Source organism: Pseudomonas monsensis (genome assembly GCF_014268495.2).
In the GTDB taxonomy this organism is placed as follows: Bacteria; Pseudomonadota; Gammaproteobacteria; order Pseudomonadales; family Pseudomonadaceae; genus Aquipseudomonas; species Aquipseudomonas monsensis.
In genome coordinates this window covers 1,693,957-1,720,312 of sequence record NZ_CP077087.1, presented here as the reverse complement: position 1 = coordinate 1,720,312, position 26,356 = coordinate 1,693,957, and the positions used below count along the sequence as shown (strand labels likewise).

Annotated in this window: 21 protein-coding genes; 7 read left to right on the top strand and 14 right to left on the bottom strand. The window is 61.0% G+C overall.

Going from position 1 to position 26,356, the window contains the following annotated elements; all coding sequences use genetic code 11:
• The first annotated feature begins 1 nt into the window (after position 1).
• The 4 genes from emhB to HV782_RS07425 all read left to right on the top strand — a co-directional run bounded on the left by emhB (position 2) and on the right by HV782_RS07425 (position 7,404).
• Complete coding sequence (emhB, locus tag HV782_RS07440) at positions 2-3,166, top strand: efflux RND transporter permease subunit EmhB (protein WP_123465343.1); 3,165 nt, start codon at positions 2-4, stop codon at positions 3,164-3,166.
• Positions 3,163-4,623: an efflux RND transporter outer membrane subunit EmhC gene (gene emhC, locus HV782_RS07435; RefSeq protein WP_123465341.1), complete on the top strand. Its 1,461-nt coding sequence runs from the start codon at positions 3,163-3,165 to the stop codon at positions 4,621-4,623. The genes emhB and emhC overlap by 4 nt, the downstream gene beginning before the upstream one ends.
• Before the next feature lie 443 nt (positions 4,624-5,066).
• Positions 5,067-6,326 carry an OprD family porin gene (locus HV782_RS07430; RefSeq protein ID WP_123465339.1) on the top strand — a complete coding sequence of 420 codons (1,260 nt, stop codon included), beginning with the start codon at positions 5,067-5,069 and terminating at the stop codon, positions 6,324-6,326.
• A gap of 271 nt (positions 6,327-6,597) precedes the next feature.
• Positions 6,598-7,404: a methyltransferase domain-containing protein gene (locus tag HV782_RS07425; RefSeq protein WP_186744511.1), complete on the top strand. Its 807-nt coding sequence runs from the start codon at positions 6,598-6,600 to the stop codon at positions 7,402-7,404.
• A 118-nt stretch (positions 7,405-7,522) separates the two neighbouring features.
• On the opposite strand, the gene pcaC is transcribed toward HV782_RS07425, so the two are convergent.
• The 11 genes from pcaC to pcaR all read right to left on the bottom strand — a co-directional run bounded on the left by pcaC (position 7,523) and on the right by pcaR (position 18,602).
• On the bottom strand, positions 7,523-7,915 hold the full coding sequence (gene pcaC, locus HV782_RS07420; protein WP_095113833.1) for a 4-carboxymuconolactone decarboxylase: 393 nt from the start codon (positions 7,913-7,915) through the stop codon (positions 7,523-7,525).
• 10 nt (positions 7,916-7,925) lie between these two features.
• A complete protein-coding gene (gene pcaD / locus HV782_RS07415; RefSeq protein ID WP_186744510.1) occupies positions 7,926-8,717 on the bottom strand; it encodes a 3-oxoadipate enol-lactonase in 792 nt (263 codons plus the stop codon).
• Between the two features lie 11 nt (positions 8,718-8,728).
• Complete coding sequence (locus tag HV782_RS07410; protein WP_186744509.1) at positions 8,729-10,093, bottom strand: 3-carboxy-cis,cis-muconate cycloisomerase; 1,365 nt, start codon at positions 10,091-10,093, stop codon at positions 8,729-8,731.
• Positions 10,094-10,138: 45 nt separating this feature from the next.
• On the bottom strand, positions 10,139-11,434 hold the full coding sequence (locus HV782_RS07405) for an MFS family transporter (RefSeq protein WP_123465331.1): 1,296 nt from the start codon (positions 11,432-11,434) through the stop codon (positions 10,139-10,141).
• A 261-nt stretch (positions 11,435-11,695) separates the two neighbouring features.
• A complete protein-coding gene (gene pcaG / locus HV782_RS07400) occupies positions 11,696-12,262 on the bottom strand; it encodes a protocatechuate 3,4-dioxygenase subunit alpha (RefSeq protein ID WP_186744508.1) in 567 nt (188 codons plus the stop codon).
• Position 12,263: 1 nt separating this feature from the next.
• Positions 12,264-12,968 (bottom strand): protocatechuate 3,4-dioxygenase subunit beta, encoded by a 705-nt coding sequence (gene pcaH, locus HV782_RS07395; RefSeq protein ID WP_123465327.1) that lies wholly within the window; start codon positions 12,966-12,968, stop codon positions 12,264-12,266.
• A gap of 37 nt (positions 12,969-13,005) precedes the next feature.
• A complete protein-coding gene (pcaF, locus tag HV782_RS07390; RefSeq protein ID WP_186744506.1) occupies positions 13,006-14,211 on the bottom strand; it encodes a 3-oxoadipyl-CoA thiolase in 1,206 nt (401 codons plus the stop codon).
• A complete protein-coding gene (locus HV782_RS07385; RefSeq protein WP_128616245.1) occupies positions 14,208-14,987 on the bottom strand; it encodes a CoA-transferase subunit beta in 780 nt (259 codons plus the stop codon). The genes pcaF and HV782_RS07385 overlap by 4 nt, the downstream gene beginning before the upstream one ends.
• Positions 14,987-15,844, bottom strand: coding sequence for a CoA transferase subunit A (locus HV782_RS07380; protein ID WP_123465321.1), 858 nt, complete (start codon positions 15,842-15,844; stop codon positions 14,987-14,989). Before HV782_RS07380 ends, HV782_RS07385 begins: the two co-directional genes overlap by 1 nt.
• A 274-nt stretch (positions 15,845-16,118) precedes the next feature.
• Positions 16,119-17,465: a 4-hydroxybenzoate transporter PcaK gene (gene pcaK, locus HV782_RS07375; RefSeq protein WP_186744504.1), complete on the bottom strand. Its 1,347-nt coding sequence runs from the start codon at positions 17,463-17,465 to the stop codon at positions 16,119-16,121.
• A gap of 294 nt (positions 17,466-17,759) precedes the next feature.
• Complete coding sequence (gene pcaR / locus HV782_RS07370) at positions 17,760-18,602, bottom strand: pca regulon transcriptional regulator PcaR (RefSeq protein ID WP_123465317.1); 843 nt, start codon at positions 18,600-18,602, stop codon at positions 17,760-17,762.
• A gap of 651 nt (positions 18,603-19,253) precedes the next feature.
• On the opposite strand from pcaR, the gene HV782_RS07365 reads away from it, so the two are divergent.
• Together HV782_RS07365 and HV782_RS07360 are read left to right on the top strand one after the other, a co-directional pair.
• Complete coding sequence (locus HV782_RS07365) at positions 19,254-19,454, top strand: hypothetical protein (RefSeq protein WP_008080067.1); 201 nt, start codon at positions 19,254-19,256, stop codon at positions 19,452-19,454.
• A 373-nt stretch (positions 19,455-19,827) separates the two neighbouring features.
• A complete protein-coding gene (locus HV782_RS07360) occupies positions 19,828-21,303 on the top strand; it encodes an inorganic phosphate transporter (RefSeq protein ID WP_123465315.1) in 1,476 nt (491 codons plus the stop codon).
• Between the two features lie 891 nt (positions 21,304-22,194).
• Here the strand turns inward: HV782_RS07360 and ccoM are convergent.
• The 3 genes from ccoM to HV782_RS07350 all read right to left on the bottom strand — a co-directional run bounded on the left by ccoM (position 22,195) and on the right by HV782_RS07350 (position 23,086).
• Entirely contained in the window at positions 22,195-22,308 is a 114-nt protein-coding gene (ccoM, locus tag HV782_RS28770; protein WP_003222396.1) for a cytochrome c oxidase subunit CcoM, read from the bottom strand.
• 148 nt (positions 22,309-22,456) lie between these two features.
• On the bottom strand, positions 22,457-22,618 hold the full coding sequence (locus HV782_RS07355; protein WP_164747860.1) for a hypothetical protein: 162 nt from the start codon (positions 22,616-22,618) through the stop codon (positions 22,457-22,459).
• Positions 22,619-22,744: 126 nt separating this feature from the next.
• Positions 22,745-23,086 (bottom strand): aspartate-semialdehyde dehydrogenase, encoded by a 342-nt coding sequence (locus HV782_RS07350; protein WP_085581675.1) that lies wholly within the window; start codon positions 23,084-23,086, stop codon positions 22,745-22,747.
• 253 nt (positions 23,087-23,339) lie between these two features.
• Between HV782_RS07350 and rapA the strand changes: the two genes are divergently transcribed.
• The gene (gene rapA / locus HV782_RS07345; RefSeq protein WP_123465313.1) at positions 23,340-26,186 is read left to right on the top strand and encodes an RNA polymerase-associated protein RapA; all 2,847 of its coding nucleotides are present in this window, start codon (positions 23,340-23,342) and stop codon (positions 26,184-26,186) included.
• Positions 26,187-26,356: the final 170 nt, after the last annotated feature.

Here is a 26,356-nt window from a genome sequence, read left to right as displayed (position 1 = left end):
CATGTCGAAATTTTTTATCGACCGTCCGATTTTCGCCTGGGTAATTGCCCTGGTGATCATGCTGGTCGGGGCACTCTCGATCCTGAAACTGCCGATCAACCAGTACCCGAGCATTGCGCCTCCGGCCATCGCGATCTCCGTGACCTACCCGGGCGCTTCGGCGCAAACCGTGCAGGACACCGTGGTCCAGGTGATCGAGCAGCAGCTCAACGGTATCGACAACCTGCGTTATGTGTCCTCGGAAAGTAACTCCGACGGCAGCATGACCATCACCGCGACCTTCGAGCAAGGCACCAACTCCGACACCGCGCAGGTTCAGGTTCAGAACAAGCTGAACCTGGCCACCCCGCTGCTGCCGCAGGAAGTGCAGCAACAAGGTATCCGCGTCACCAAGGCAGTGAAAAACTTCCTCCTGGTGATCGGCGTGGTGTCGCGTGACGGCAGCATGACCAAGGACGACTTGTCCAACTACATCGTGTCGAACATGCAGGACCCGATCTCGCGAACCGCCGGTGTCGGTGACTTCCAGGTCTTCGGTGCCCAGTACGCGATGCGCATCTGGCTCGACCCGGCCAAGTTGAACAACTTCAACCTGACCCCGATCGACGTGAAGACTGCCATCGCGGCGCAGAACGTCCAGGTCTCGTCCGGCCAGCTCGGCGGCTTGCCTGCGGTGCAGGGTCAGCAACTGAACGCGACGATCATCGGCAAAACCCGTCTGCAAACCGCCGAGCAGTTCAAAGAGATTCTGCTCAAGGTCAACAAGGACGGCTCGCAGGTTCGCCTCAAAGACGTCGCCGACGTCGGCCTCGGTGGTGAGAACTACGCGATCAGCGCCCAGTTCAACGGCAGCCCGGCTTCCGGCCTGGCAGTCAAACTGGCCAACGGCGCCAACGCCCTCGACACCGCCAAAGCCCTGCGTAATACCATCGACAGCCTGAAGCCGTTCTTCCCGCCAGGCATGGAAGTGGTGTTCCCGTACGACACCACGCCAGTGGTGACCGAGTCGATCAAGGGTGTGGTTGAAACCCTGGTCGAAGCGATCGTGCTGGTGTTCCTGGTGATGTTCCTGTTCCTGCAAAACTTCCGCGCCACGGTCATCACCACGATGACCGTGCCGGTGGTACTGCTCGGTACGTTCGGCATCCTCGCCGCCGCCGGTTTCAGCATCAACACCCTGACCATGTTCGGCATGGTGCTGGCCATCGGCTTGCTGGTGGACGACGCCATCGTCGTGGTGGAAAACGTCGAACGGGTGATGAGCGAGGAAGGCCTGTCACCGAAGGAAGCGACCAAAAAATCCATGGGCCAGATCCAGGGAGCCCTGGTCGGTATCGCCCTGGTGCTGTCGGCGGTACTGCTGCCGATGGCGTTCTTCGGCGGCTCAACCGGGGTGATCTACAAGCAGTTCTCCATCACCATCGTTTCGGCCATGGCGTTGTCGGTACTGGTTGCCCTGATCTTTACCCCTGCGCTGTGCGCCACCATGCTCAAGCCGATTCCCCATGGCGAGCACGGCATACCGAAAAAAGGCTTCTTCGGCTGGTTCAACCGTGGATTCGACCGCAGCGTCAAAAGCTACGAACGAGGCGTGGGCAATATCCTGCGTCACAAGGCCCCGTACCTGCTGGCTTACGTGATCATCTTCGTAGGTATGATCTGGCTGTTCCTGCGCATACCGTCCTCCTTCCTGCCGGAAGAAGACCAAGGCGTACTGTTTGCCCAGGTGCAGACACCGGCCGGTTCCAGTGCCCAGCGCACGCAGGTGGTCGTGGATGAAATGCGTGAATTCCTGCTGCGTCCGAGCAAGGATGGCGGCGAAGGTGACGCGGTCTCGTCGGTGTTCACCGTCACCGGCTTCAACTTCGCCGGCCGTGGTCAGAGTTCGGGTATGGCGTTCATCATGCTCAAGCCGTGGCACGAGCGGAACGCCGACAACAGCGTGTTCAAACTCGCCGCCCGCGCCCAGCAGCACTTCTTCAGTTTCCGCGATGCAATGGTGTTTGCCTTCGCCCCGCCTGCGGTACTGGAACTGGGTAACGCCACCGGATTCGACGTGTTCCTGCAGGACCGTGCCGGTATCGGCCATGATCAACTGATGGCTGCTCGCAACCAGTTCCTCGGCATGGCAGCGCAAAGCAAAGTGCTGTCGCAGGTGCGTCCAAACGGTCTGAACGACGAGCCGCAGTTCCAGCTCGAAATCGATGACGAGAAGGCCAGTGCACTGGGTATCACCATCAGCGACATCAACAACACCCTGTCGATTGCGCTGGGCAGTAGCTACGTCAACGACTTCATCGACCGCGGTCGCGTGAAGAAGGTGTATGTCCAGGGCCAGCCGGATTCGCGGATGAGCCCGGAAGACCTGAAGAAGTGGTACGTGCGCAATGCCTCCGGCACCATGGTTCCGTTCTCGGCGTTTGCCAAGGGCGAGTGGATCTACGGGTCGCCGAAGCTGTCGCGTTACAACGGCGTGGAAGCGATGGAAATCCTCGGGGCCCCGGCACCGGGCTACTCCACCGGTGAAGCGATGGCTGAAGTCGAGGCAATCGCTGCCAAGCTGCCTAAAGGTGTCGGTATTTCCTGGACCGGACTGTCCTATGAGGAGCGTCTGGCAGGCTCCCAGGCTCCGGCGCTGTTTGCGCTGTCGTTGCTGATGGTATTCCTGTGTCTGGCGGCGCTGTACGAGAGCTGGTCGATCCCGATCGCCGTTGTGCTCGTAGTGCCGTTGGGGATTATCGGGGCATTGCTCGCCACCAGCCTGCGCGGCCTGTCCAACGACGTGTACTTCTTGGTGGGTCTGTTGACCACCATTGGTCTGGCGGCGAAAAACGCTATTCTGATCGTCGAGTTCGCCAAGGAGCTGCACGAGCAGGGCAACAGCCTGATCGATTCCGCAGTCGAAGCGTGCCGCATGCGTCTTCGCCCGATCATCATGACGTCCCTGGCGTTCATTCTGGGCGTCGTGCCACTGGCCATCTCCACCGGGGCCGGCTCGGGTAGCCAGCATGCCATCGGTACTGTGGTAATCGGCGGTATGATCACCGCCACGATCCTGGCGATCTTCTGGGTCCCACTGTTCTTTGTCACGGTTTCGTCCCTCGGCCAGCGCAAAATCGCCGACCAGGACGAGACGACTGAAACCCCTAAAGAGGCTGGCCAATGAGCAAGTCGCTACTCTCCATCGCAGTCGCCGCCTTCGTGCTGAGCGGTTGCTCGCTGATCCCCGATTATCAGCAGCCTGAAGCACCGGTTGCGGGCCAGTACCCGCAGGGCCCGGCGTACTCGCCGGCCCAGGCTCCGGCGCAAGCGGCTGCCGAGCAAGGCTGGAAGCAGTTTTTCCATGACCCGGCCCTGCAACAGCTGATCCAGGTCGCCCTGGAAAACAACCGCGACCTGCGTGTCGCGGCGCTGAACATCGACGCCTATGCGGCTCAATACCGCATCCAGCGTGCCGATCTGTTTCCGGCGGTGTCGGCCAATGCCAACGGCAGCCGTCAGCGGGTTCCGGCCCGTGCCTCGCAGACCGGTGAAGCGTCGATCAGCAGCTCCTACTCCGCTACCGTCGGCATCAGTGCCTACGAACTCGACTTGTTCGGTCGCGTTCGCAGCCTGAGCGAACAAGCGTTGCAACAATACTTCGCCACCGAAGAAGCACGGCGCAGTACCCAGATCAGTCTGGTGGCCAGCGTGGCCAACGCCTACCTGACCTGGCAAGCGGACAAGGAACTGCTCAAGCTCACGCAGGACACCCTTGGTGCCTTCGAGGAAAGCTACAAGCTGACCAGCCGCAGCAACGAAGTCGGCGTGGCTTCGGCACTCGACCTGGCGCAGTCGCGGACTTCCGTGGAAAACGCCCGGGCCCAACTGGCGCGTTATACCCGCCAGGTCGCGCAGGACGAAAACAGCCTGACCCTGCTGCTCGGCACCGGTATCCCGGCCAACCTGCAAGGAGCGAAGCCGCTGTCGGATGACCTGCTCAGCGACGTACCGGCCGGTCTGCCATCGGACTTGCTGCAACGTCGTCCGGACATCCTGCAAGCCGAGTACAACCTGAAGGCGGCCAACGCCAACATCGGCGCGGCCCGTGCCGCGTTCTTCCCGAGCATCAGCCTGACCGCCAATGCGGGCAGCCTGAGCCCGGACCTGTCCGGTCTGTTCAAGGGTGGTTCGGGGACGTGGCTGTTCCAGCCGCAGATCAACCTGCCGATCTTCAACGCCGGCAGCCTGCGCGCCAGCCTCGATTACGCCAAGATCCAGAAGGACATTGGCGTGGCGAACTACGAGAAGTCGATTCAGACCGCCTTCCAGGAAGTCGCCGACGGCCTGGCGGCCCGCCAGACCTACACCGAGCAGTTGCAGGCGCAGCGTGACTTCGTCGCGGCCAACCAGGATTACTACCGCTTGGCCGAGCGTCGTTACCGCATCGGTGTCGACAGCAACCTGACCTTCCTCGATGCCCAGCGTCAGCTGTTCAGTGCGCAACAGTCACTGATCACCGACCGCCTCGCGCAGCTGACCAGTGCGGTCAACCTATACAAGGCCTTGGGCGGCGGCTGGAATGCGCAGACCGCGCAGAACGAAGCACTGAAAGAAGAAGCACCGAAGATGAAGCTGTTCTGATCATCTTCAGGTGAAAACAGGAAGCCCACCGATTGGTGGGCTTTTTGTTGCCTGTCAAAACGCTGTGGTATCCGACCCGGCCCCATCGCTGGCAAGCCAGCTCCCACAAGGATCTTCAGTGAACACACATTTGCAGACCCCCAGATAAATCTGTGGGAGCTGGCTTGCCAGCGATGGGGCCTGATCCCCCCCACAAAACCCGACAGAATCTTGCGTTCGATAATCGCCCAAAACCCGCTTTCCCCGATTGAAACTCGCCCTTCGCGCCCCGCACCATTCGCTCCACAAAACCAATAACAACAGGTTCGATACCATGCTCCCGCGCCCTGCTCCGTCCGGCTGATCGCTCGCCGCTTCATCCCCAAAAGTGCAACTTCGTAACTGCCCCGAGAACGGCGGCAACGGATTTCGTTCGACCCCAAAAAATAACAAGAGACCCTGCGATGACCCATCCCATTGCGCCGTATGCAATTCCCGGCCTGATCGCCCTGACACTGGCTGGCGCGGCCCTGCCCGTAGCGGCCGAAGAAGCCGGTTTCATCGAAGGGGCAAAGGTCAACCTCAACCTGCGCAACTTCTACATCAACCGCAACTTCACCAACCCGACCAAGGCCCAGGGCAAGGCTGAAGAATGGACGCAGAGCTTCATCCTCGACGCCAAATCCGGCTTCACCCAAGGCACCGTCGGCTTCGGCATGGACGTACTCGGTTTGTACTCGGTGAAGCTCGATGGCGGTAAAGGCACCGGCGGCACGCAACTGCTGCCGCTGGATCACGACGGCCGTCCGGCTGACAACTTCGGTCGCACCAACGTCGCGTTCAAGGCCAAGCTGTCGCAGACCGAAATCAAGGTCGGCGAATGGATGCCGGTGCTGCCGATCCTGCGCTCCGACGACGGTCGTTCGCTGCCGCAAACCTTCCGTGGCGGGCAGATCACCTCGAAGGAAATCGACGGCTTGACCCTCTACGGCGGACAGTTCCGCGCCAACAGTCCGCGCGACGACAGCAGCATGAGCGACATGTCGATGACCGGCAAAGCGGCGTTCACCTCCGATCGCTTCAACTTCCAGGGTGGTGAATACGTTTTCAACGACAAACGCACGCAGATCGGCCTGTGGAACGCCGAGCTCAAGGACATCTACAGCCAGCAATACGTCAACCTGATTCACAGCCAGCCACTCGGCGACTGGACGCTGGGTGCCAACCTCGGGTTCTTCTATGGCAAGGATGACGGCAGCGCCCGCGCCGGTGACCTCGATAACAAAACCTGGTCCGGAATGTTCTCGGCCCGCTACGGCGGCAACACCTTTTACCTCGGCCTGCAGAAACTCACCGGCGACAGCGCCTGGATGCGCGTCAACGGTACCAGTGGCGGCACCCTGGCCAACGACAGCTACAACGCCAGCTACGACAACGCGCAAGAACGCTCCTGGCAATTGCGCCATGACTACAACTTCGCCGCCATGGGCATTCCCGGCCTGACGCTGATGAACCGCTATATCAGCGGCGACAACGTACACACCGGAACCATCACCGACGGCAAGGAATGGGGTCGCGAATCGGAACTCGGTTACACCGTGCAAAGCGGCACGCTCAAGGACCTGAACGTGCGGTGGCGCAACTCGACCATGCGCCGCGACTTCAGCAACAACGAGTTCGACGAGAATCGCCTGATCGTCAGCTATCCGATCAGCCTGCTCTAACCCCTTGCAGGAGTGAACCTGCGCGCGAAGGCGGCATACCAGCCAACACTGTTGGTGACTGATCTACCGCCCTTGCGAGCAGGCTCACTCCTACAGGGTCGGTGCCATCCGTCAGGATCTGTGGCACATCGCGAGGCCTCGGATAAAGTAAGAAAAACCTGAAGGACTCAGGCGCCACACTCACCCCGCTTCCGCTACCCATAGTTGTTGGTCCTCAAGATTTGGCCAGATTGTCATCGGAAGACACTGCTGATCATCGGAGGACCACCTCATGATCACCCGTTTCTACACCGTGCCCGACTGGGACGCCAAGGCGTACCAGCAGTTTTCCCGCCACCGGCAACGCCCGGTCAACGAATTGCTCGACCGTGTCGAACTGGACGACCCCAAATGCATTTACGACCTCGGTTGCGGCACCGGCATTGCCACGCAACTGCTGGCCGAACGCTGGCCACGTGCGCAGTTGCATGGCGTCGACAGTTCCGCACAGATGCTCGAAGAGGCGCGTTGCCTGCCAATCAGCGCACTGTGGAAACAATGCGACCTGCTCGACTGGCAACCTGAACAACCGGCCGACCTGCTGCTCGCGGCGGCGGTGTTGCACTTCATCGGTGACCACGAACAGTTGCTGCCCCGTTTGCTGGGCCATCTCAGCCCCGGCGGCTGTCTGGCGGCGCATATGCCGGACTGGCGCGATGCGTTGTGGTATCGCCTGATGCTCGACACGCTTGAGGACTCCGGCCCAGGCCACACGCCCTTGGGCACTGCGCAATTGCGCCAGCGCATGGCCGCGCGACCGTTGCTGTCGCTGGAAGATTACTACCGCTTGCTGGCGCCACTGACCACGTCGCTGGATATCTGGGAAACCGAACAACTGCAGGTGGTGGACGGCAAGTCGCCGATTTATGACTGGGTAAAGGTGTCGGCGCTGCGGTCGGTGATGCAGGCGCTGAACTCAGAAGAACAGGCGCGGTTTATCTACCACTTCATGATGCGCGTGCATGCGCATTATCCGCAGGAGAAAAACGGCAATACGCTGTTTCCGTTCAAGCGGATTTTCATTGTGGCCAGGGTTTAATTCATCAAGGCACCTACCGCTATCGCTGGCAAGCCAGCTCCGACAGCGATGTTCAGTGAACACCATTTTTGTGTACACCCGAAAACCTGTGAGAGCCGGCTTGCCAGCGATGGCGCCGTTATTCCCGGGATTCGACGCCTAGCTCATCCCAAACCGATTCGGCCAGATGGAACGTCGCATTGGCCGCCGGAATCCCGCAATAAATCGCACTCTGCATGATCACTTCCTTGATCTCGCTACGGCTCACGCCGTTATTGGCCGCCGCCCGCAGGTGCAGTTTCAGTTCGCCCTCGCGGTTCATGCCGATCAGCATGGCGATGGTGATCAGGCTGCGGGTATGTCGCGGCAACCCCGGACGTGTCCAGATATCGCCCCAGGCGTGGCGGGTGATCATTTCCTGAAACTCCGAGTTGAACTCGGTCAGGGTGGTGAGGCTGCGATCGACATGCGCATCGCCCAGCACCGCACGGCGAACCTGCATGCCCTCGTCGTAACGTTGTTTCTCGTCCACAAACACTTCCTCACTGAGCCTGCAAAAACGCCAGCACGCGATCACTGAAATCCGCACCGGCCTGCACGTTGGACAAATGCGCCGCATAGAACTCGGCGTACTCGGCGCCGCGCACATGTGCCTGAATGAAATGCCCGCCGGACGGCGGTGTCACCGCATCTTCGGTGCCGGCAATCACCAGCAGCGACAGGTTGATCGAGGCCAACTGTTCACGGAAGTCGGCATCGCGCACCGCCGCGCAGTTGGCTGCGTAACCTTCAGGCGAGGTGGCCGCGAGCATGTCGGTGATTTTCTTCGCCGCGGCCGGATCGGCCGCCGAAAAGTCCGGGGTGAACCAGCGCGCAATCGACGCATCACGCAGGGCGACCATCGCTGCCGGGCCATCACGCAGCACAGTTTCGATGCGCGGGTTCCACACCGACGGGTCGCCGATCTTCGCCGCGGTGTTGCACACGATCAATTTGTGCAGACGATGCCCGGCGTTGATCCCCAGCCACTGGCCGATCAAACCACCCATCGACAGCCCGCAGAAATGCGCACGCTCGATGTGCAATGCATCGAGCAGACCCAGCACGTCGCGGCCCAGTTGTTCGATGCTGTAAGGCCCCGCTGTCAACAGCGACTGGCCGTGGCCACGCGTATCGAAACGCAGCACGCGAAAGTGTTCGGTGAACGCCGGCATCTGCGCGTCCCACATGTGCAGGTCGGTGCCCAGTGAGTTGGACAGCACCAGCACCGGCGCCTCAGCCGGGCCCTCCAGTTGATAGTGCAGTTCGCCATCGGCGAGTTGAACGAAAGCCACAGCCCTCTCCTTCAGACAGTCAAAGCGTTGTGTTCGGCCACCGCACGCTCGACCCAGACCTGCGCCTGGCCGAGGTAATGGGCGGGATTCAAAAGATCATCGAGTTCGGCGTGGCTCAACTCGGCAGTCACCTTGGGTTCGTCACCCAATACCGCACGCAAATGCCGTTGTTCGGCCACCGCCCGCTTGCAGCATTGTTCGAGCAAGTGGTGCGCGGTGTCGCGACCGACCCGTTGCGCGAGCACGATGCTCACCGCTTCGGCCAGCACCAGCCCTTGGGTCAATTCGAGGTTGCGCGCCATGCGCGCGGCGTCGACTTCCAGGCCAGCGGCCAGCAACTGCGCTTGTTGCAACGCGCCGGACACCAGGCAGCAGATCTCCGGCAAGGTTTCCCATTCGGCATGCCAGAGACCGAGGCTGCGCTCGTGCTCCTGAGGCATGGCGCTGAACAGCGTCGAGACTAGCCCCGGCACCCGGGTCGCCGCGCCGATCAACACCGCCGCGCCCACCGGATTGCGCTTGTGCGGCATGGTTGAAGAACCGCCCTTGCCCGGCGCCGACGGCTCGAACACTTCCGCCGCTTCGGTCTGCATCAACAGACTGATGTCGCGGCCGAACTTGCCAAGGCTGCCGGCGATCAAGCCGAGTACCGCACCGAACTCGACGATGCGATCACGCTGGGTGTGCCACGGTTGCTCGGGCAGCGTCAGGTGCAGTTCTTCGGCCAGGGCTTGCGCAATGGGCAACGCTTGCTCGCCGAGCGCCGCGAGCGTCCCCGACGCACCGCCGAATTGCAGCACCAGCAAGCGCGGCTTGAGTTCACGCAGACGCTGGCGGCTGCGAGTCACCGCACCGAGCCAGCCGGCGATCTTCATGCCGAGGGTCACCGGTGTCGCGTGTTGCAACCAGGTACGGCCGGCCAGTGGCGTGGTGGCGTAACGCTGTGCCTGGGTCGCGAGCGCATCCGCCAGTTGCGCCAGATCGCTTTCGATCAACTCCAGCGCCTGACGCACTTGCAGCACCAGCCCCGAATCCATCACGTCCTGACTGGTGGCACCCAGGTGCACATAGCGTTCTGCTGCAGCGTCGGTGGCAGCGATCTGCTTGCCCAACGCCTTGACCAGCGGAATCGCCGAATTCCCTGCCGTGGCGATGGCCTCACCCAGTGCTGCGAAGTCATACAGACCGGCGTTACAGGCAGTGCCAATCGGGGCAACGGCGGACGCCGGAATCACCCCGACCCGTGCTTCGGCCCGCGCCAGTGCAGCTTCGAAGTCGAGCATCGCCTGCACGCGGCCCTGATCGCAGAACACCTCACGCATATCGCGGGCAGTGAAGTAGGCATCGAACAATTGATTGCCCGGTCGCTGAGTCATAAAAATCCTTGCCGGCGCGGGCCGTGGCGGCCCGCGCCCATCGGGTTAAAGATCGTGGTGCAGATACGCGGCCTGTTTCGGCAAGCGCAGGCTGAACAAAAACGCCACTGCCATCATCACCGTGACGTACCAGTAGAACGCGTTTTCCATGCCCCCGGCTTTCAGGCTCAGGGCGACGTATTCCGCCGAGCCGCCGAAAATCGCGTTGGCCACGGCGTAGGCCAGGCCGACGCCGAGGGCGCGCACTTGCGGCGGGAACATTTCGGCTTTCACCAGGCCGCTGATCGAGGTGTAGAAACTGACGATCGCCAGCGCCACGGTGATCAGCACAAACGCCAGAATCGGGCTGCTGACGCTTTTCAGGCTCAACAGAATCGGCACCGTGAACAGGGTACCGAGCGCGCCGAACCAGAGCATCGAATTACGTCGACCGATCTTGTCAGCAAGCATGCCGAACAGCGGCTGCATGCACATATACAGGAACAGCGCGCCGGTCATGATGTAGCTGGCGGTCTTGGCATGCATACCGGCGGTATTCACCAGGTACTTCTGCATGTAGGTGGTGAAGGTGTAGAAAATCAGCGAGCCACCGGCGGTGTAACCGAGCACGGTGATGAACGCGGCTTTGTGATCGCGAAACAGTGCGCGGATGCTGCCGGCGTCCTCGTTCTCGCGCATTTCCTTGCTGCTGGTTTCTTTCAGGGAGCGACGCAGGAACAACGAAATCACCGCCGCCACCGCACCGACCACAAACGGAATCCGCCAGCCGTAGGCACGCAGTTCGTCTTCGCTGAGGAACTGCTGCAGGATCACCACCAGCGACACCGCCAGCAATTGCCCGCCGATCAGGGTCACGTACTGGAACGAGGCGAAGAAGCCGCGCTGGCCCTTGAGCGCGACTTCACTCATGTAGGTCGCGGTGGTGCCGTACTCCCCGCCCACCGACAAACCTTGCAGCAGACGGGCAAACAGCAACAGCAGCGGCGCCCAGACACCGATGCTGGAATAGGTCGGCAAACAGGCGATGAGCAACGAGCCGAAGCACATCATCAGCACCGAGATCATCATCGAAGTCTTGCGGCCCTTCTTGTCCGCCAGCCGACCGAAAATCCAGCCCCCAATCGGGCGCATCAGGAACCCGGCGGCGAACACCCCGGCCGTGTTGACCAGTTGCACCGTGGGATTGTCGGAGGGGAAAAACGCCGGGGCGAAATAGATCGCACAGAAGGCATAGACATAGAAGTCGAACCATTCGACGAGGTTGCCGGACGAGGCACCGACAATCGCGAAGATGCGCTTGCTGCGCTCCTCGCCAGTGTAATCAGCGGTGGTAGTTGTCATTGCTTTTTACTCTGAAGGGACAGGTGAGAGTCTAGACACACTTTGCAACAGTCCCGTTCCACAGATACATCCAACACAGTTCCCTTGCAGGAGTGAACTATGTGGCGAGGGGATTTATCCCCGATGGGCTGCGAAGCAGCCCCAAAACGGATAATCACGAAGCAACAGACTTGGTGCATTTACCGGTTTTGCGAGCGCTGCGCACTCGGTCGGGGATAAATCCCCTCACCACAAACTCACTCCCTTGGAAGGGGATTTCGATCAGTAATCGAAGAACACCGTCTCCGCCTCAGTGCCCTGCAAAATCACATTCCACTGATAAACCCCCGCCGCATCCGGCTTGGCCAGCAACGTCGCGCGACGCTCGGCCGGTACACACTCCAGCAGCGGATCAGCAACGTTCGCCGGCTCGCCTTCAAAGTAGATCCGTGTCAGCAAATGCTTCACCAGGCCACGGGCAAACACCAGCACCACCAGATGCGGCGCCTGGGTCGAGCCCTTCAGGCCTTCGACCGTGCCCGGTTTGATCGTGGTGAAACGGAAACGCCCCTCGGCGTCCACCGGCACCCGACCGAACCCTTCGAAATTCGGGTCCAGCGGTTTGTCCTGCTCGTCTTCCGGGTGCGCGTACTTGCCGGCGGCGTTGGCCTGCCAGACTTCGAGCATGGCGTCATTGACGACATCGCCATTGCCATCAATCACTTGCCCGGTGATCGCCACGCGCTCGCCGAGGGTTTGTTCAACCGCGAGGTTCTCGCGGTTCAGCCAGGTCAGGCCGATGTGGTAGTACGGCCCGACGGTGTGGGACGTGGTCGCAGTCAGCGTCATCTTATTTCTCCATCGGCGTGGCTTCACGGCCGCGCAACACGATGTCCCAGCGGTAACCGAGGGCGTAGGACGGAATGGTTTTTTCCAGATCGAAAGCGGCGATCAGACGTTCCTTGGCAGAAGTGTCCGGCACGCAATTGTAGATCGGGTCGTAGGCCAGCAGCGGATCGCCGGGGAAGTACATTTGCGTCACCAGACGGGTGAGGATGCTCGGCCCGAACAGCGAGAAATGGATGTGCGCCGGGCGCCATGCATTATGGTGGTTGCCCCACGGATAGGCGCCGGGCTTGATGGTCTGGAACTGATACCAGCCGTCGGCATCGGTCACGGTGCGGCCGGTGCCGGTAAAATTCGGGTCCAGCGGCGCGTCGTGCAGATCGCGCTTGTGGTTGTAGCGGCCGGCAGCGTTGGCCTGCCAGATCTCCACCAGAATCCCCGGCACCGGCAAGCCGTTTTCGTCGAGCACGCGGCCGTGAATGATGATGCGCTCGCCCAACGGTTCGCCGTCGTGCTGGGCGGTCAGGTCGTTGTCCTTGTCGGCGACGCGTTCGGCGCCGATGGTCGGACCGGTGATCTCCGACAACGAATGCGGCAGAAACACCAATGGCTTGGACGGCGAGCGCAGGTTGGTGGATTGATACGTCGGGTGCAGGTACTCGGGCTGGGTGCCTTCCTGCGGACGACGGTAGCCAGGCTTGTCAGTCATTTCGCTTTCCTCTGTTCTTATCAGTCGACGCGCTGCGTCAGACGCGTTCGATGGCCAGGGCCAGACCCTGGCCGACACCGACGCACATGGTCGCCAGACCTTTCTGGCCGCCGGTCTTTTCAAGTTGATGCAGCGCGGTCAGCACCAGGCGCGCACCGCTCATGCCCAACGGGTGACCGAGGGCAATCGCGCCACCGTTCGGGTTGACCTGCGCCGCATCGTCGGCCAGGCCCAACTCACGCAGCACCGCCAGGCCCTGGCTGGCGAAGGCTTCATTGAGTTCGATCACATCGAAATCGCTGACTGCCACGCCGAGACGTTCGGTCAATTTGCGCACCGCTGGCACCGGGCCGATGCCCATCACCCGTGGCGCGACGCCGGCACTGGCCATGCCGAGCACTTTGGCGCGGGCGGTCAGGCCGTGTTTCTGCACCGCTTCAGCCGACGCGAGAATCAGCGCCGCAGCACCGTCGTTGACGCCGGACGCGTTGCCGGCAGTGACGGTTTTGTCCGGGCCGTTGACCGGTTTCAATTTGCTCAGCGCTTCGATGGTGGTCTCAGCGCGCGGATGTTCGTCCTGGCTGACCACGGTTTCGCCCTTCTTGTGGGCGATGCGGACTTCGACGATTTCCTCGGCGAAGTAGCCGGCAGCCTGCGCGGCGGCGGTGCGTTGCTGACTGCGCAAAGCAAAAGCGTCCTGATCGGCGCGCGAGACTTTATAGTCATCGGCCACGTTGTCGGCGGTCTGCGGCATCGCGTCGACACCGTACTGGGCCTTCATCAACGGGTTGATAAAGCGCCAGCCGATGGTGGTGTCTTCCAGTTTCATGTTGCGCGAAAACGCCGCGTCAGCCTTGCCCATCACGAATGGCGCACGGGACATCGACTCGACGCCACCGGCAATCGCCAGTTCCATCTCGCCACTGGCAATCGCGCGGAACGCGGTGCCGATCGCGTCCATGCCCGATGCACAGAGACGGTTGAGGGTCACGCCCGGCACGGTTTCCGGCAGGCCGGCCAGCAGCAGCGCCATGCGCGCGACGTTGCGGTTGTCTTCGCCGGCCTGGTTGGCGCAACCGAGGAACACTTCGTCGATGGCGTTCCAGTCCACCGACGGATTGCGCTCCATCAGCGCCTTGATCGGCACGGCGGCCAGATCGTCGGCGCGCACGCCGGCCAGACCACCGCCGAAACGGCCGATGGGGGTACGAATCGCATCGCAGATATACACGTCACGCATCATGCTTCTCCCGGTGCCTGGCCGTGGGCGGCGGCGGTGCGTGCTTCGAGATCGCGCAGCGCAGTCAGTTCGACGTCGGTCGGCTCGGCGGTAATGGCGACATGGTCGGCAAAACGAATCGCCCATCCGGTGGCTGCGACCACTTGCTCGCGGGTCACACCAGGGTGCAACGCGGTGACCACGAACTCATGAGTGCCCGCTTCCGGCTCCATGATGCACAGGTCGGTGATGATCCCGACCGGGCCGGCACCCGGCAGGCCCAGACGCTTGCGCGAATCGCCGCCCTCGCCATGACCGACCGAGGTAATGAAGTCGAGCTTGTCGACGAACGAACGCGCCGACTGTTTGAGGATGATCAGCACGCTTTTCGCCGAACCGGCGATTTCCGGCGCGCCACCGGCACCCGGCAGACGCACTTTCGGCGCATGGTAATCACCGACCACGGTGGTGTTGATGTTGCCGAAACGGTCGACCTGCGCCGCGCCCAGGAATCCGACGTCGATGCGCCCGCCCTGCAGCCAGTAGCGAAAAATCTCACCGGTCGGGACCACGGTGTCGGCGGTTTCCGCCAGCTCGCCGTCACCGATCGACAGCGGCAACACGCTTGGCTTGGCGCCAATCGGGCCCGACTCGTAGATCAGTACCACGTCCGGCGACGAGGTCAGGCGCGCAAGGTTCGCGGCTTTCGACGGCAGGCCGATACCGACGAAGCACACCGAGCCGTTTTTCAGGCGACGGGCTGCGGCGACGGTCATCATTTCATTGGTGGTGTACGTCATTACTTGGCCTCCGAAGCAGCGGCCAACTTGGCCTGGAACTCGCTGAAGTCAGCGCAGCCATGGATGTATTCGTTAATCCACGCGGTAAACGTCGCGCGGTCGCGGGCGATCGGATCCCACGCCTGATAGAAACGGTTGTCGCGTTCGGTGTAACCGTGGGCGTAGGACGGGTGCGCGCCACCGGGTACGTGGCAGACCGCGCTCAAGGCCCAGGTCGGCAGCACGCAGGCGTTCATCGGGGCGTTGAGGTTGTCGACGATTTCCTCGACGGTGACGATGCAGCGCTTGGCCGCCAGTGCGGCTTCTTTCTGCACACCGAGAATGCCCCACAGCAGCACGTTGCCCTGGCGGTCGGCTTTCTGCGCGTGGATCACGGTCACATCGGGACGCACCGACGGCACCGCCGCCAGCACTTCACCGGTGAACGGGCAGGTGACCGATTTGATCAGCGGATTGACCTTCGGCAGGTCGGAACCGGCGTAAGCCCGCAACACGGCGAACGGCAGGCCGGAAGCGCCGGCAACATAGGCATTGGCCAGGTCGGCGTGGCTGTGTTCTTCGATTTCCAAAGCGTGCGGCCATTGCTTCTCGACCGCATCGCGCAGACGGTGCAGCGAACCGACGCCCGGGTTGCCGCCCCAGGAGAAAATCAGCTTGCGGGCACAACCGGCACCGATCAGTTGGTCGTAGATCAGGTCAGGCGTCATCCGCACCAGGGTCAGGTCTTTCTTGCCCTGCCGAATGATTTCATGACCCGCTGCCGTAGGGATCAGGTGAGTGAAGCCTTCGAGCGCGACGGTATCGCCGTCGTTGACGAATTGCTTCACCGCGTCGTGCAGCGAAAGGATCTCAGCCATGGAGCGGGCTCCCGTTTTTGTAATGAATCGCCAGTGATAAAAAGGCGCGAGGTTCAGCGCCGGAGTCACTGCAGATTAAGCCGCTGAAAATCGCCAAACAATCCGATAATCGACTGAGTGTTCGTTTATCGAACGAATTGTTATCACCCTAACAATCAAAACCAAAGGCATCGCGAGCAGGCTCACTCCTACAGGGGAAATGCATTCTCAAATGTCGGAGTGAGCCTGCTCGCGATGCGGCCATCACATTCACCGACGATGCTGAAAGTGAAACTCAGGTCGCATCCGCATGACTGACCATGCCTTTGATCACCACCGCCATCGTCGCCAACGCCGCCGGAATCACCAGCGCCGTCAACACCTGTTCGAAGTTCCAACCCAGGCCCAACAGCGTCGCGCCCATCCACGCTCCGAGAATCGCGCCGAAGCGACCAATCCCCAGCATCCAGGAAACACCGGTCGCCCGGCCCTGAGTCGGATAAAACCGCGCCGCCAGCGACGGCATCGCCGATTGCGCACCGTTCACGCACATCCCCGCCACCAGCACCAAGGTCGCAAGCAAGGTAATGTTGCCCAGGCTCTGCCCCACCGCATAGGCAAACACCCCGGCCAACAGATAGAACGTGCCGATGACCTTGTGCGGATTGAAGCGGTCCATCGCCCAGCCCACCGCGACCGCGCTCAGCACACCGCCGAACTGGAACAGCGCACCGATGAACGCGGCCTGCTCCATGCTCGCACCGCTGTCACGCATCAGCGTCGGCAACCAACTGGTCAGCAGGTACACGATCACCAGCCCCATGAAATAGGTCAGCCACAACAACAAAGTGCCGGTGCTGTAGGTGCCGGAGAAGATCACCGCGAACACATTGCGCGCCTTGACGGTTTTCTGTTCCGGCACACTGAAACTCGACGCCTGGGCAACGGTGAACGGGTCGATCGGTGCCAGGGTCTTGCGCACCTTGTCGGTGCCGCGGTTACGCACCACCAGGTAACGCGCCGATTCCGGCAGCCAGACCAGCAATACCACCGCGAGGATCAACGGCAGAATCCCGCCAATCAGCAGCAGGCTGTGCCAGCCGAACGCCGAAATCAATTTGGCGGAAATGAAACCGCCGCCGGCCATGCCGAGGTTGAAGCCGCAGAACATGCTGGTCACCAGCAGCGACTTCTTGCGCTCCGGGGTGTACTCCGACAGCAGCGTGGTGGCGTTGGGCATGCCGGCGCCCAGACCGAGGCCGGTGAGAAAGCGCAGCACCAGCAGTTGTTCGACATTGGTGCTGTACGCTGACGCCAGGCTGAAGGCACCAAACAACACCACTGCGCCGACCAGCACGACTTTGCGCCCGAAGCGGTCAGCCAGGGGGCCGGAACCCAGTGCACCGAAAACCATGCCGATCAACGCGGCGCTCATCACCGGGCCGAGGCTGGCGCGGTCGATGCCCCAGTCCTGAGACAGCGCCGGGGCAATAAAGCCCATCGCGGCGGTATCAAGGCCATCGAGGAACACAATCAGGAAACACAGGATCACCACCCGCCACTGATAGCGCGAGATCGGTTGGGCATTGATGAAGGTCTGCACGTCGAGGCAGTTACCCACAGCGGACTGAGGCTGGTTCATTATTTTTATTCCACGCAAAAAACGCAGTCGAACGGCGGCCGGCCAGAGAGCGGCACGGTCACAAGAATAGAAGGTGTGGATCAGGCGTTGCGTTGAAACCGGCAACACGGGGAGCGGCGGCGACAGTCGGGGAACGTGCTCATGGGGAGTTGCCTCTTGTCATTATTATGGGAGTCGGCAGTCCGGCGAGCTCATTCACATCAGCGCCGGATGACGCTGCCGCGACATTAATGATCCGAGGGTTTTAGCGTCAATTCGATAAACGCAACACTGTGCGTTTATCGAACAGCTTCCTCAGGCAAACAGTTGCGCACTGAGGTCGCGGCTGGCGCTGAGCAGGCCCGGCAGGAAGCGTTGCTCCAGCTCGGTACGGCTGACACGGCCAGCGTGGGTGCTGACGTTGAGCGCAGCGACCACTTGCCCCGAAGCGTCGTAGACCGGCACGGCAATCGAGCGCAGGCCTTGTTCCAGCTCCTGATCGACAATGCACCAGCCCTGCTGCCGCACTTCTTGCAGACACTCGAGCAAGGCTTCCGGGGTGTGAAGCGTGCGGCTGGTCTTGGCCACGAGTTCGGCATGATCGAGGTATTCACCGAGGGATGTGTCGTCCAGCGCCGCCAGCAGAATCCGCCCCATCGACGTGCAATACGCCGGCAGGCGCCCGCCCACCGACAGGTCCACCGAAATCAGTCGTTGCGTGGTCGCCGAGCGGGCGATGTAGAGAATGTCGTCCCCTTCGAGCGTGGCCATGTTGCAGGCTTCGTGCAATTGCTCGCTCATGCGGTCGAGGTACGGCTGGGCCGAAACCGCCAACGGAGTCGAAGACAGATAGGCGTGACCGAGGGTCAGCACTTTGGGCAGCAGCGAATAGGTACGGCCGTCGGTGGTGGCGTAGCCGAGCTTGATCAGGGTGTGCAGGCAACGACGCACGGCAGCGCGGGGAATTTCCGTGCGGTGGCTGATCTGGGCGATGGTCAGGTGCCGCTTGCGCTCCTGAAATGCCTGCACCACCGCCAGGCCCCGGGCCAGCGAGGTCATGAAGTCTGGATCGCCGGTCAGGGCCTGAATGCGCTTGGCCGGCGAGGCAACGATCGGCGGCGCCACGGAGGTAAAGGAGTTGCGCATTTGATCGTTCATGTCGGGTCCTTGTTTTTGTGCTCGGCTCAGCGGCTATACAAACGACTTGGCAACCGATGCACAAGCGTCGAACCGCCAACATTGGGCGATTATCGAACCGTCGACCGATAATCGCAATCGGCCTGCGCTGCCTCGTTCGGTGCTTTTTTGCTCAGGCCTCAACTTCGCCTGCGCACTGAACAGCGCTTTAGTTGTTCGACTAAATGACGCCAAAAACAGATCGCCAGGCCAATAACGTATTTTCCAGACGTTAACTAGCAATAAAGTTGCGAGCAACAAAACGATCACACATCCAGAACCGTTTTTAACTTGGCAAAGATAGTCATTCCCGAATCGACCGCTATAATGCACCTCAGTGGCACCGCGTTTTTAATCACCGGGGTCGCCACTGGCTGATGCGATGTCCATCGCCGACGCCCCGGCCTGCGCCTGACACCAATGCCTCATGCAAAGCCAGCGCTCGCTGAAACAGGAAACTGATGCTGCGTCAGTTTTAATCTGGTGCCGTAGCCGCCTGTAACATGGAAGTCCTTGACCCGCCCTGCTCTTATATCAATGTCCGTTCAGGCGTTGAGCACTCGACAGGACCGATCAAGCGACTCGTTGCAGTGTGTTCACCAGACATTCAACTCAACTCAAACAGGTAGCACTGTGACGAAAGACGAACTGCGCGCGGAACTTGAGCGCCAGGAACAACGTTACAAGGAAGTTTACGGCGGGGAAGTCACCACCTACGCCGCTCAACCCGAGCCGGAACGCAAGGCATGGCGCAAACGCCCTACCGTTCAGGATCAGGTCTTCAAGCAGGAAATCGAAAAGATCGAAAAGGAACTCAAAGCCGAAGAGCCATGAGCCACGGGTTTTGACGATTTCGAAGGTCAACGTGCGCACCGGTTACCAGCGCGGTGTATCGACGATGCCTTGCGCGCCCGCTACCCGCGGGCAGCGGCTCTCTTTCAGTCAGACCGACTGAAGGAAGCTTCCTACACGTTTCAGAGATATTTCAGACAAGCGTTTGATGCTTTGTCACGCCTGGAAAAACCCCTTCCAGGCAAAGCTTTTAGCAACAAAATCAATGACTTGAAAAACCCTGCGCCGCGCTTGGTTTTAACCTGCTGCAACAAATTAAATCGAAGAACATTGTTACCAATGAGCAGGTAGGGGATCGATTCCCAGTCTTTTCTGGCATAATCGCGCCCCCTTACGACCGGGTCAGAAAACCTTCATGATCGATTTATTCAGCGGACTGGATGCTTGGGTGCTTGTGAGCCTCTTGCTCGCCCTGACGTTTGTCCTCGCCTTCGAGTTCATCAATGGATTTCATGACACCGCTAACGCGGTAGCCACTGTTATCTACACCAAAGCCATGCCGCCTCACTTGGCGGTGTTCTTCTCCGGTGTGTTCAATTTCCTCGGCGTGCTGCTGGGCGGCGTTGGCGTGGCGTATGCCATTGTCCACCTGCTGCCGGTAGAGCTGCTGATCAATGTGAACACCGGCCATGGCCTGGCAATGGTGTTCTCGTTGCTCGCCGCGGCAATCGCCTGGAACCTGGGCACCTGGTACTTCGGTATCCCGGCCTCCAGCTCGCACACCCTGATCGGTTCGATCCTCGGTGTCGGCCTGGCCAACGCCCTGATCAACGACATTCCGCTGGCTGACGGCGTGAACTGGCAGAAAGCGATCGACATCGGCGCCTCGCTGGTGTTCTCGCCGATGGCCGGTTTCCTTGTCGCGGCGCTGGTGCTGATTGGCCTCAAATGGTGGCGCCCACTGTCGAAGATGCACAAGACGCCGGAACAGCGCCGCAAGATCGACGACAAGAAACACCCGCCATTCTGGAATCGTCTGGTGCTGGTGATGTCGGCGATGGCCATGAGTTTCGTGCACGGCTCCAACGACGGTCAGAAAGGCATCGGCCTGATCATGCTGGTGCTGATCGGTATCGTGCCGGCGCAGTTCGTGCTCGACCTGAACAGCACCACTTACCAGATCGAACGCACCCGCGACGCGACCCTGCACCTGAGCCAGTTCTACCAGCGCAACTCCGCCACCCTCGGTGAGTTCCTGGCCCTGGGCAAAAGCGTGGAAGGCGACCTGCCGGAGAAATTCCGCTGCAACCCGCAGCAGACCGAACCGACCATTTCCGCCCTGCTGCACACCCTCAAAGGTGTAGCGGACTACCACTCGCTGCCGGCCGAAAGCCGCATCGAAGTGCGTCGCTACCTGCTGTGCCTGGACGACACCGCAAAGAAAGTCGCCAAGCTGCCAGGCCTTGAAGCCCGCGAAAAGGCTGACCTCGACAAGTTGCGCAAAGACCTGACCACCACCACCGAATACGCCCCGTTCTGGGTAATTCTGGCGGTCGCGCTGGCCCTGGGTCTGGGCACCATGATCGGCTGGAAACGCGTGGTACTGACCATCGGCGAGAAAATCGGCAAGCAAGGCATGACCTATGCCCAGGGCATGTCGGCGCAGATCACCGCCGCGAGCATGATCGGCCTGGCCAACATCTTCAGCCTGCCGGTATCCACCACTCACGTTCTGTCCTCGGGCGTGGCGGGCACCATGGTCGCCAACAAAAGCGGCCTGCAGGGCGGCACTGTTCGTACCATCCTGCTGGCTTGGGTCCTGACCCTGCCGGCGACGGTGGCGCTGTCGGCTGGTTTGTTCTGGCTGGCGTCGAAGGCGTTGGGTAGTTGATAGGCTGCTTCAAGCTTTGATGAAAAGACGCGATTCTTGAGGATCGCGTCTTTTTTTTGGGTCTGGTTTTGTGAGCATATCCGTTGCTGTGGGTGTTGCTGCTGGCGGTTTCGCGCTTACAGCGAGTCACTTTTTCCAAACGCCGGAATGCCGGCCCAGCGAAAAAATAACCCAAAAGGCTTTGCCCCGGCGTACGGCACTTCGCTGAGGCTCAGTGTTCCCTCGCTACGATGGGGCAAAAGATCAAAAGCCGAAGCCAGATCAAAAGCCCCTCACCCTAGCCCTCTCCCGGAGGGAGAGGGGACTGACCGAGGTGTTTGGTAGAGTTACGCCGACGTGAAAGTCCGAGTTGAACGCAAATTTTCACAGGCCCACCATCGGCTCCCTCTCCCTCGGGAGAGGGCTGGGCGGGCGGCGTTCCGATGAGGGGCAAGAGCAGCACAAACCCAAAGCCGAACACCCGCTTTTCACCACTCAATAGGCCGAGTGTCAGCTCGCCTGCTTTTGATCTTGATCTGTAAGGCGACGTCGGAAGGCTGAGTGGAGGGATTGATTCGGGCGTGGGAGCGCAGCGACCGTACGACGCAGTCGTACACAGCGGAAGGAGGTGCAGCGAAGCAAACCGGAGCCGCTGCGCCCGGATTGATCCCGCAGCGAAGGAACCCGAGCCTGCGAGGGCCGAACGTAGGAGCAAGCCTTTTCGGTTACCTTTTTGGCGTTTGAAAAAGGTGACCCGCCGTAAGGGCGGAACCGTAATCAGCAACACCCGCAACAACGGATATCCACCCAGAACCCCAAGAGCCTGGTCGGCCCAAAGGCCGCCACGGCACAAAAAAAAGGGCAACCGAAGTTGCCCAAAATGCCTTGCGTGCTCATCAAACCCAGAAAGACCTACTTCTTGCGCTTATTCGCATCCTTCCAGATAAAAAATCCAAACCCTGCAAAAAACAGAACCATGAGCCCAACGGTCAGAACCCCGGCAAACACCACGTTATCGAAAAACATGACTGTGGCCTCCCGGCCCCTGCTTTGCTGCGATGGAGCTAAGTTAACCAATCACGCAGGCGCAGAAATTGACCAGGATCAAGTCCGGTCAACACAGAGGGCAAAGGCGGGAAAATAACTGACCTGCATCAAAGGATGCGGAGGGAGATCAACGCTTTTTCGGTTTCTTTTTCGGCTTTTTCTGGGTTTTTCCCAACGGCATGGCCTGCTCGAAGGCCTTGCGCACTTCATTCAGGCGCTTCTCGTTGAGGTCATGCACGCGCTTGGCGCGCTCGGTGCTGAGGTCAATCAGTTTATCGTCTTGGCTCATGGCGTTCGGCGCATCGCTTGAAGAAATCACAACTGCCGCATCGCCGGCAGGACTGCGCCAATCATGCCGCCTGACGCCAGCGCTGACCAGCCACCGCTCTAAGACATTTCATGTAAATGGACGGATTCAGATCTCGATATCGACCCACAAACCCTGACGCGGCTGGTCTTCCATCAGCGGCACCACCGGTACGGTGTTGTCGGCATTGAGTTCGGTGCCTGGCACCGCAAGGTGTTCTTCCGGATCTTCGTCGGCCTCGCGACGACGGCGATCACGCTCCTGCTGACGGCGCTGTTCTTCGCGCAACAGCAAGCCATCCTCTTCCGGATCGCGTTTTTGCAGATCAATCGTGCTTTCGTTGGAGCTTTCCTGCACCGGTACCACTGGCGGAATGTCCGGTCGCTGGCGGATCGGATCCTGCTGGGAAGTGATCGGCACGGCGCTCAGGGGGAGCATCGGTGGCAACATATAAAGGGTCTCCTGTCAGCAGGCTATCGGCTGTGGCAAAGGCGCCTTGAGCCACTCGTCGTAAATCTGTGACGCGCTTGGCACCTGCAGGAGCTGCCGAAGGCTGCGATCTTTTAATCGGACACCACAAAACTCAAGTGTTCCCAACGATTAAAAAATCGCCGTCCGCCACCGCGCCTACCCAGTAATCTTTGGCCCTTAAGCCCGCATTCCGTTAAGATAGCCCGCTTTTTCAAGGTGGGAGTCAGGCAGCATGGCGCAGCAGTATCAACCGGGGCAACGCTGGATCAGTGACAGCGAAGCAGAGCTTGGTTTAGGCACCGTTCTGGCACAGGACGGCCGCTTGTTGACCGTGCTTTACCCGGCCACTGGCGAAACCCGCCAGTACGCGCTACGGAATGCGCCCCTGACCCGCGTGCGGTTCTCGCCGGGTGACAGCATCACCCACTTCGAAGGCTGGAAGATGACCGTACAGCAAGTCGACGACGTCGACGGGCTGATGGTCTATCACGGTCTCAACGGGCAAAACGAAGCAGTTACCCTGCCGGAAACCCAGCTGTCGAACTTCATTCAGTTCCGTCTGGCCAGCGACCGTCTGTTCGCCGGGCAGATCGACCCGTTGGCGTGGTTCTCCCTGCGTTACAACACCCTCGAACACACCAGCCGCCAGTTGCAATCCTCGCTCTGGGGCCTGGGTGGCGTTCGTGCTCAGCCAATCGCGCACCAGTTGCACATTGCCCGTGAAGTCGCCGACCGTATCGCCCCGCGCGTTCTGCTGGCGGACGAAGTGGGCCTGGGTAAAACCATCGAAGCCGGTCTGGTGATCCATCGCCAACTGCTCTCGGGCCGCGCCAACCGTGTACTGATCCTGGTGCCGGAAAACCTCCAGCACCAATGGCTGGTGGAAATGCGCCGCCGCTTCAACCTGCAGGTCGCGCTGTTCGACGAAGAGCGCTTCATCGAAAGCGATGCCTCCAACCCGTTCGAAGACACGCAACTGGCGCTGGTGGCGCTGGAGTGGCTGGTCGAAGACGAGAAAGCCCAGGACGCGCTGTTCGCCGCCGGCTGGGACCTGCTGGTGGTCGACGAAGCCCACCACCTGGTCTGGCACGAAGACAAGGCCAGCCCGGAATACACCCTGGTCGAGCAACTGGCAGAAACCATACCGGGCGTGCTGCTGTTGACCGCTACCCCGGAACAGCTCGGTCAGGACAGCCACTTCGCTCGCCTGCGTCTGCTCGACCCGAACCGTTTCCATGACCTGGCCGCGTTCCGCGCCGAGAGCGACAACTATCGCCCGGTGGCCGAAGCCGTCCAGGAACTGCTCGACAAGGGCCGCCTGTCGCCAGAAGCGCACAAGACCATTCATGGTTTCCTCGGCAACGAGGGTGAAGCCCTGCTGACCGCCGTCAACGATGGCGACACCGAAGCCAGCGCCCGCCTCGTGCGCGAATTGCTCGACCGCCACGGCACCGGCCGCGTGCTGTTCCGTAACACCCGCGCCGCCGTGCAAGGGTTCCCGGAGCGCAAACTGCACCCGTACCCGCTGCCATGCCCGGATGAATACCTCGAACTGCCGCTGGGCGATCACGCCGAGCTGTACCCGGAAGTCAGCTTCCAGGCCCAGCCGGACGCCAGCGAAGAAGAACGCTGGTGGAAATTCGACCCGCGCGTCGAATGGCTGATTGATCAGCTGAAAATGCTCAAGCGCACCAAAGTGCTGGTGATCTGCGCCCACGCCGAAACCGCGATGGACCTGGAAGACGCCCTGCGCGTGCGCTCCGGCATCCCGGCCACGGTGTTCCATGAAGGCATGAACATCCTCGAGCGTGACCGCGCCGCCGCCTACTTCGCCGACGAGGAGTTTGGCGCGCAAGTGCTGATCTGTTCGGAAATCGGCAGTGAAGGCCGCAACTTCCAGTTCGCGCATCACCTGGTGCTGTTCGATCTGCCGTCGCACCCGGACCTGCTTGAGCAGCGGATCGGTCGTCTCGACCGGATCGGCCAGAAGCACATCATCGAACTGCACGTGCCGTACCTGGAAACCAGCCCGCAAGAGCGCCTGTTCCAGTGGTACAACGAGGCGCTGAACGCGTTCCTCAACACCTGCCCGACCGGCAACGCCTTGCAGCATCAGTTCGGCCCGCGCCTGCTGCCGCTGCTCGAAGAAGCCGACGACGGCGAGTGGCAAGCGCTGATCGACGAAGCGCGCAGCGAGCGCGAGCGTCTGGAAGAAGAGCTGCACACCGGTCGCGACCGCCTGCTGGAGCTGAATTCCGGTGGCGCTGGCGAAGGTGATGCGCTGGTCGAAGCGATCCTCGAGCAAGACGATCAGTTCGCCCTGCCGATCTACATGGAAACCCTGTTCGACGCCTTTGGCATCGACAGCGAAGACCATTCGGAAAACGCCCTGATCCTCAAGCCGAGCGAAAAGATGCTCGACGCCAGTTTCCCGCTGGGTGACGACGAAGGCGTGACCATCACCTACGACCGCAACCAGGCGCTGTCGCGTGAAGACATGCAGTTCATCACCTGGGAACACCCGATGGTGCAGGGCGGCATGGACCTGGTGCTGTCCGGTTCGATGGGCAATACCGCCGTCGCGCTGATCAAGAACAAGGCGCTGAAACCGGGCACCGTATTGTTGGAGCTGCTCTACGTCAGCGAAGTGGTTGCCCCGCGTTCGCTGCAACTGGGCCGCTATCTGCCACCAGCGGCCCTGCGCTGCCTGCTCGACGCCAACGGCAACGACCTGTCGCCACGGGTCTCGTTCGAAACCCTGAACGATCAGTTGGAAAGCGTGCCACGCGCCAGCGCCAACAAGTTCATCCAGGCCCAGCGCGATCAGCTGACGCCACGGATCAACGCCGGTGAAGACAAGATCGCCCCGCGTCACGCCGAGCGCGTGGCCGAGGCCCGCCGCCGCCTGGCGGCCGACACCGATGAAGAACTGGCGCGCCTGACCGCGTTGCAAGCGGTCAACCCGTCCGTGCGCGACAGCGAACTGGATGCGTTGCGCAAGCAGCGTGAACAGGGTCTGGCGATGCTCGATAAAGCGGCGTTGCGCCTGGAAGCAATCCGGGTGTTGGTAGCGGGTTAAACCCCTCCTCCTTGCTGAAAACAAGAAGGCCCGCAGCGATGCGGGCCTTTTTGTTTGCCTGTTATTTATCCGGTGATGCTGACGGCTTCATCGCTGGCAAGCCAGCTCCCACAGTGATCGGGTCGTTCACATAATCTGTAAACACCACAAAACCTGTGGGAGCTGGCTTG

Excerpts from the sequence above, each read along its gene's own strand:
- emhB (WP_123465343.1), top strand. The coding sequence starts at position 2 with ATGTCGAAATTTTTTATCGACCGTCCGATTTTCGCCTGGGTAATTGCC.
- emhC (WP_123465341.1), top strand. The coding sequence starts at position 3,163 with ATGAGCAAGTCGCTACTCTCCATCGCAGTCGCCGCCTTCGTGCTGAGC.
- HV782_RS07430 (WP_123465339.1), top strand. The coding sequence starts at position 5,067 with ATGACCCATCCCATTGCGCCGTATGCAATTCCCGGCCTGATCGCCCTG.
- HV782_RS07425 (WP_186744511.1), top strand. The coding sequence starts at position 6,598 with ATGATCACCCGTTTCTACACCGTGCCCGACTGGGACGCCAAGGCGTAC.
- HV782_RS07410 (WP_186744509.1), bottom strand. The coding sequence starts at position 10,093 with ATGACTCAGCGACCGGGCAATCAATTGTTCGATGCCTACTTCACTGCC.
- HV782_RS07405 (WP_123465331.1), bottom strand. The coding sequence starts at position 11,434 with ATGACAACTACCACCGCTGATTACACTGGCGAGGAGCGCAGCAAGCGC.
- pcaG (WP_186744508.1), bottom strand. The coding sequence starts at position 12,262 with ATGACGCTGACTGCGACCACGTCCCACACCGTCGGGCCGTACTACCAC.
- pcaH (WP_123465327.1), bottom strand. The coding sequence starts at position 12,968 with ATGACTGACAAGCCTGGCTACCGTCGTCCGCAGGAAGGCACCCAGCCC.
- pcaF (WP_186744506.1), bottom strand. The coding sequence starts at position 14,211 with ATGATGCGTGACGTGTATATCTGCGATGCGATTCGTACCCCCATCGGC.
- HV782_RS07385 (WP_128616245.1), bottom strand. The coding sequence starts at position 14,987 with ATGACGTACACCACCAATGAAATGATGACCGTCGCCGCAGCCCGTCGC.
- HV782_RS07380 (WP_123465321.1), bottom strand. The coding sequence starts at position 15,844 with ATGGCTGAGATCCTTTCGCTGCACGACGCGGTGAAGCAATTCGTCAAC.
- pcaK (WP_186744504.1), bottom strand. The coding sequence starts at position 17,465 with ATGAACCAGCCTCAGTCCGCTGTGGGTAACTGCCTCGACGTGCAGACC.
- pcaR (WP_123465317.1), bottom strand. The coding sequence starts at position 18,602 with ATGAACGATCAAATGCGCAACTCCTTTACCTCCGTGGCGCCGCCGATC.
- HV782_RS07360 (WP_123465315.1), top strand. The coding sequence starts at position 19,828 with ATGATCGATTTATTCAGCGGACTGGATGCTTGGGTGCTTGTGAGCCTC.
- ccoM (WP_003222396.1), bottom strand. The coding sequence starts at position 22,308 with ATGTTTTTCGATAACGTGGTGTTTGCCGGGGTTCTGACCGTTGGGCTC.
- HV782_RS07355 (WP_164747860.1), bottom strand. The coding sequence starts at position 22,618 with ATGAGCCAAGACGATAAACTGATTGACCTCAGCACCGAGCGCGCCAAG.
- HV782_RS07350 (WP_085581675.1), bottom strand. The coding sequence starts at position 23,086 with ATGTTGCCACCGATGCTCCCCCTGAGCGCCGTGCCGATCACTTCCCAG.
- rapA (WP_123465313.1), top strand. The coding sequence starts at position 23,340 with ATGGCGCAGCAGTATCAACCGGGGCAACGCTGGATCAGTGACAGCGAA.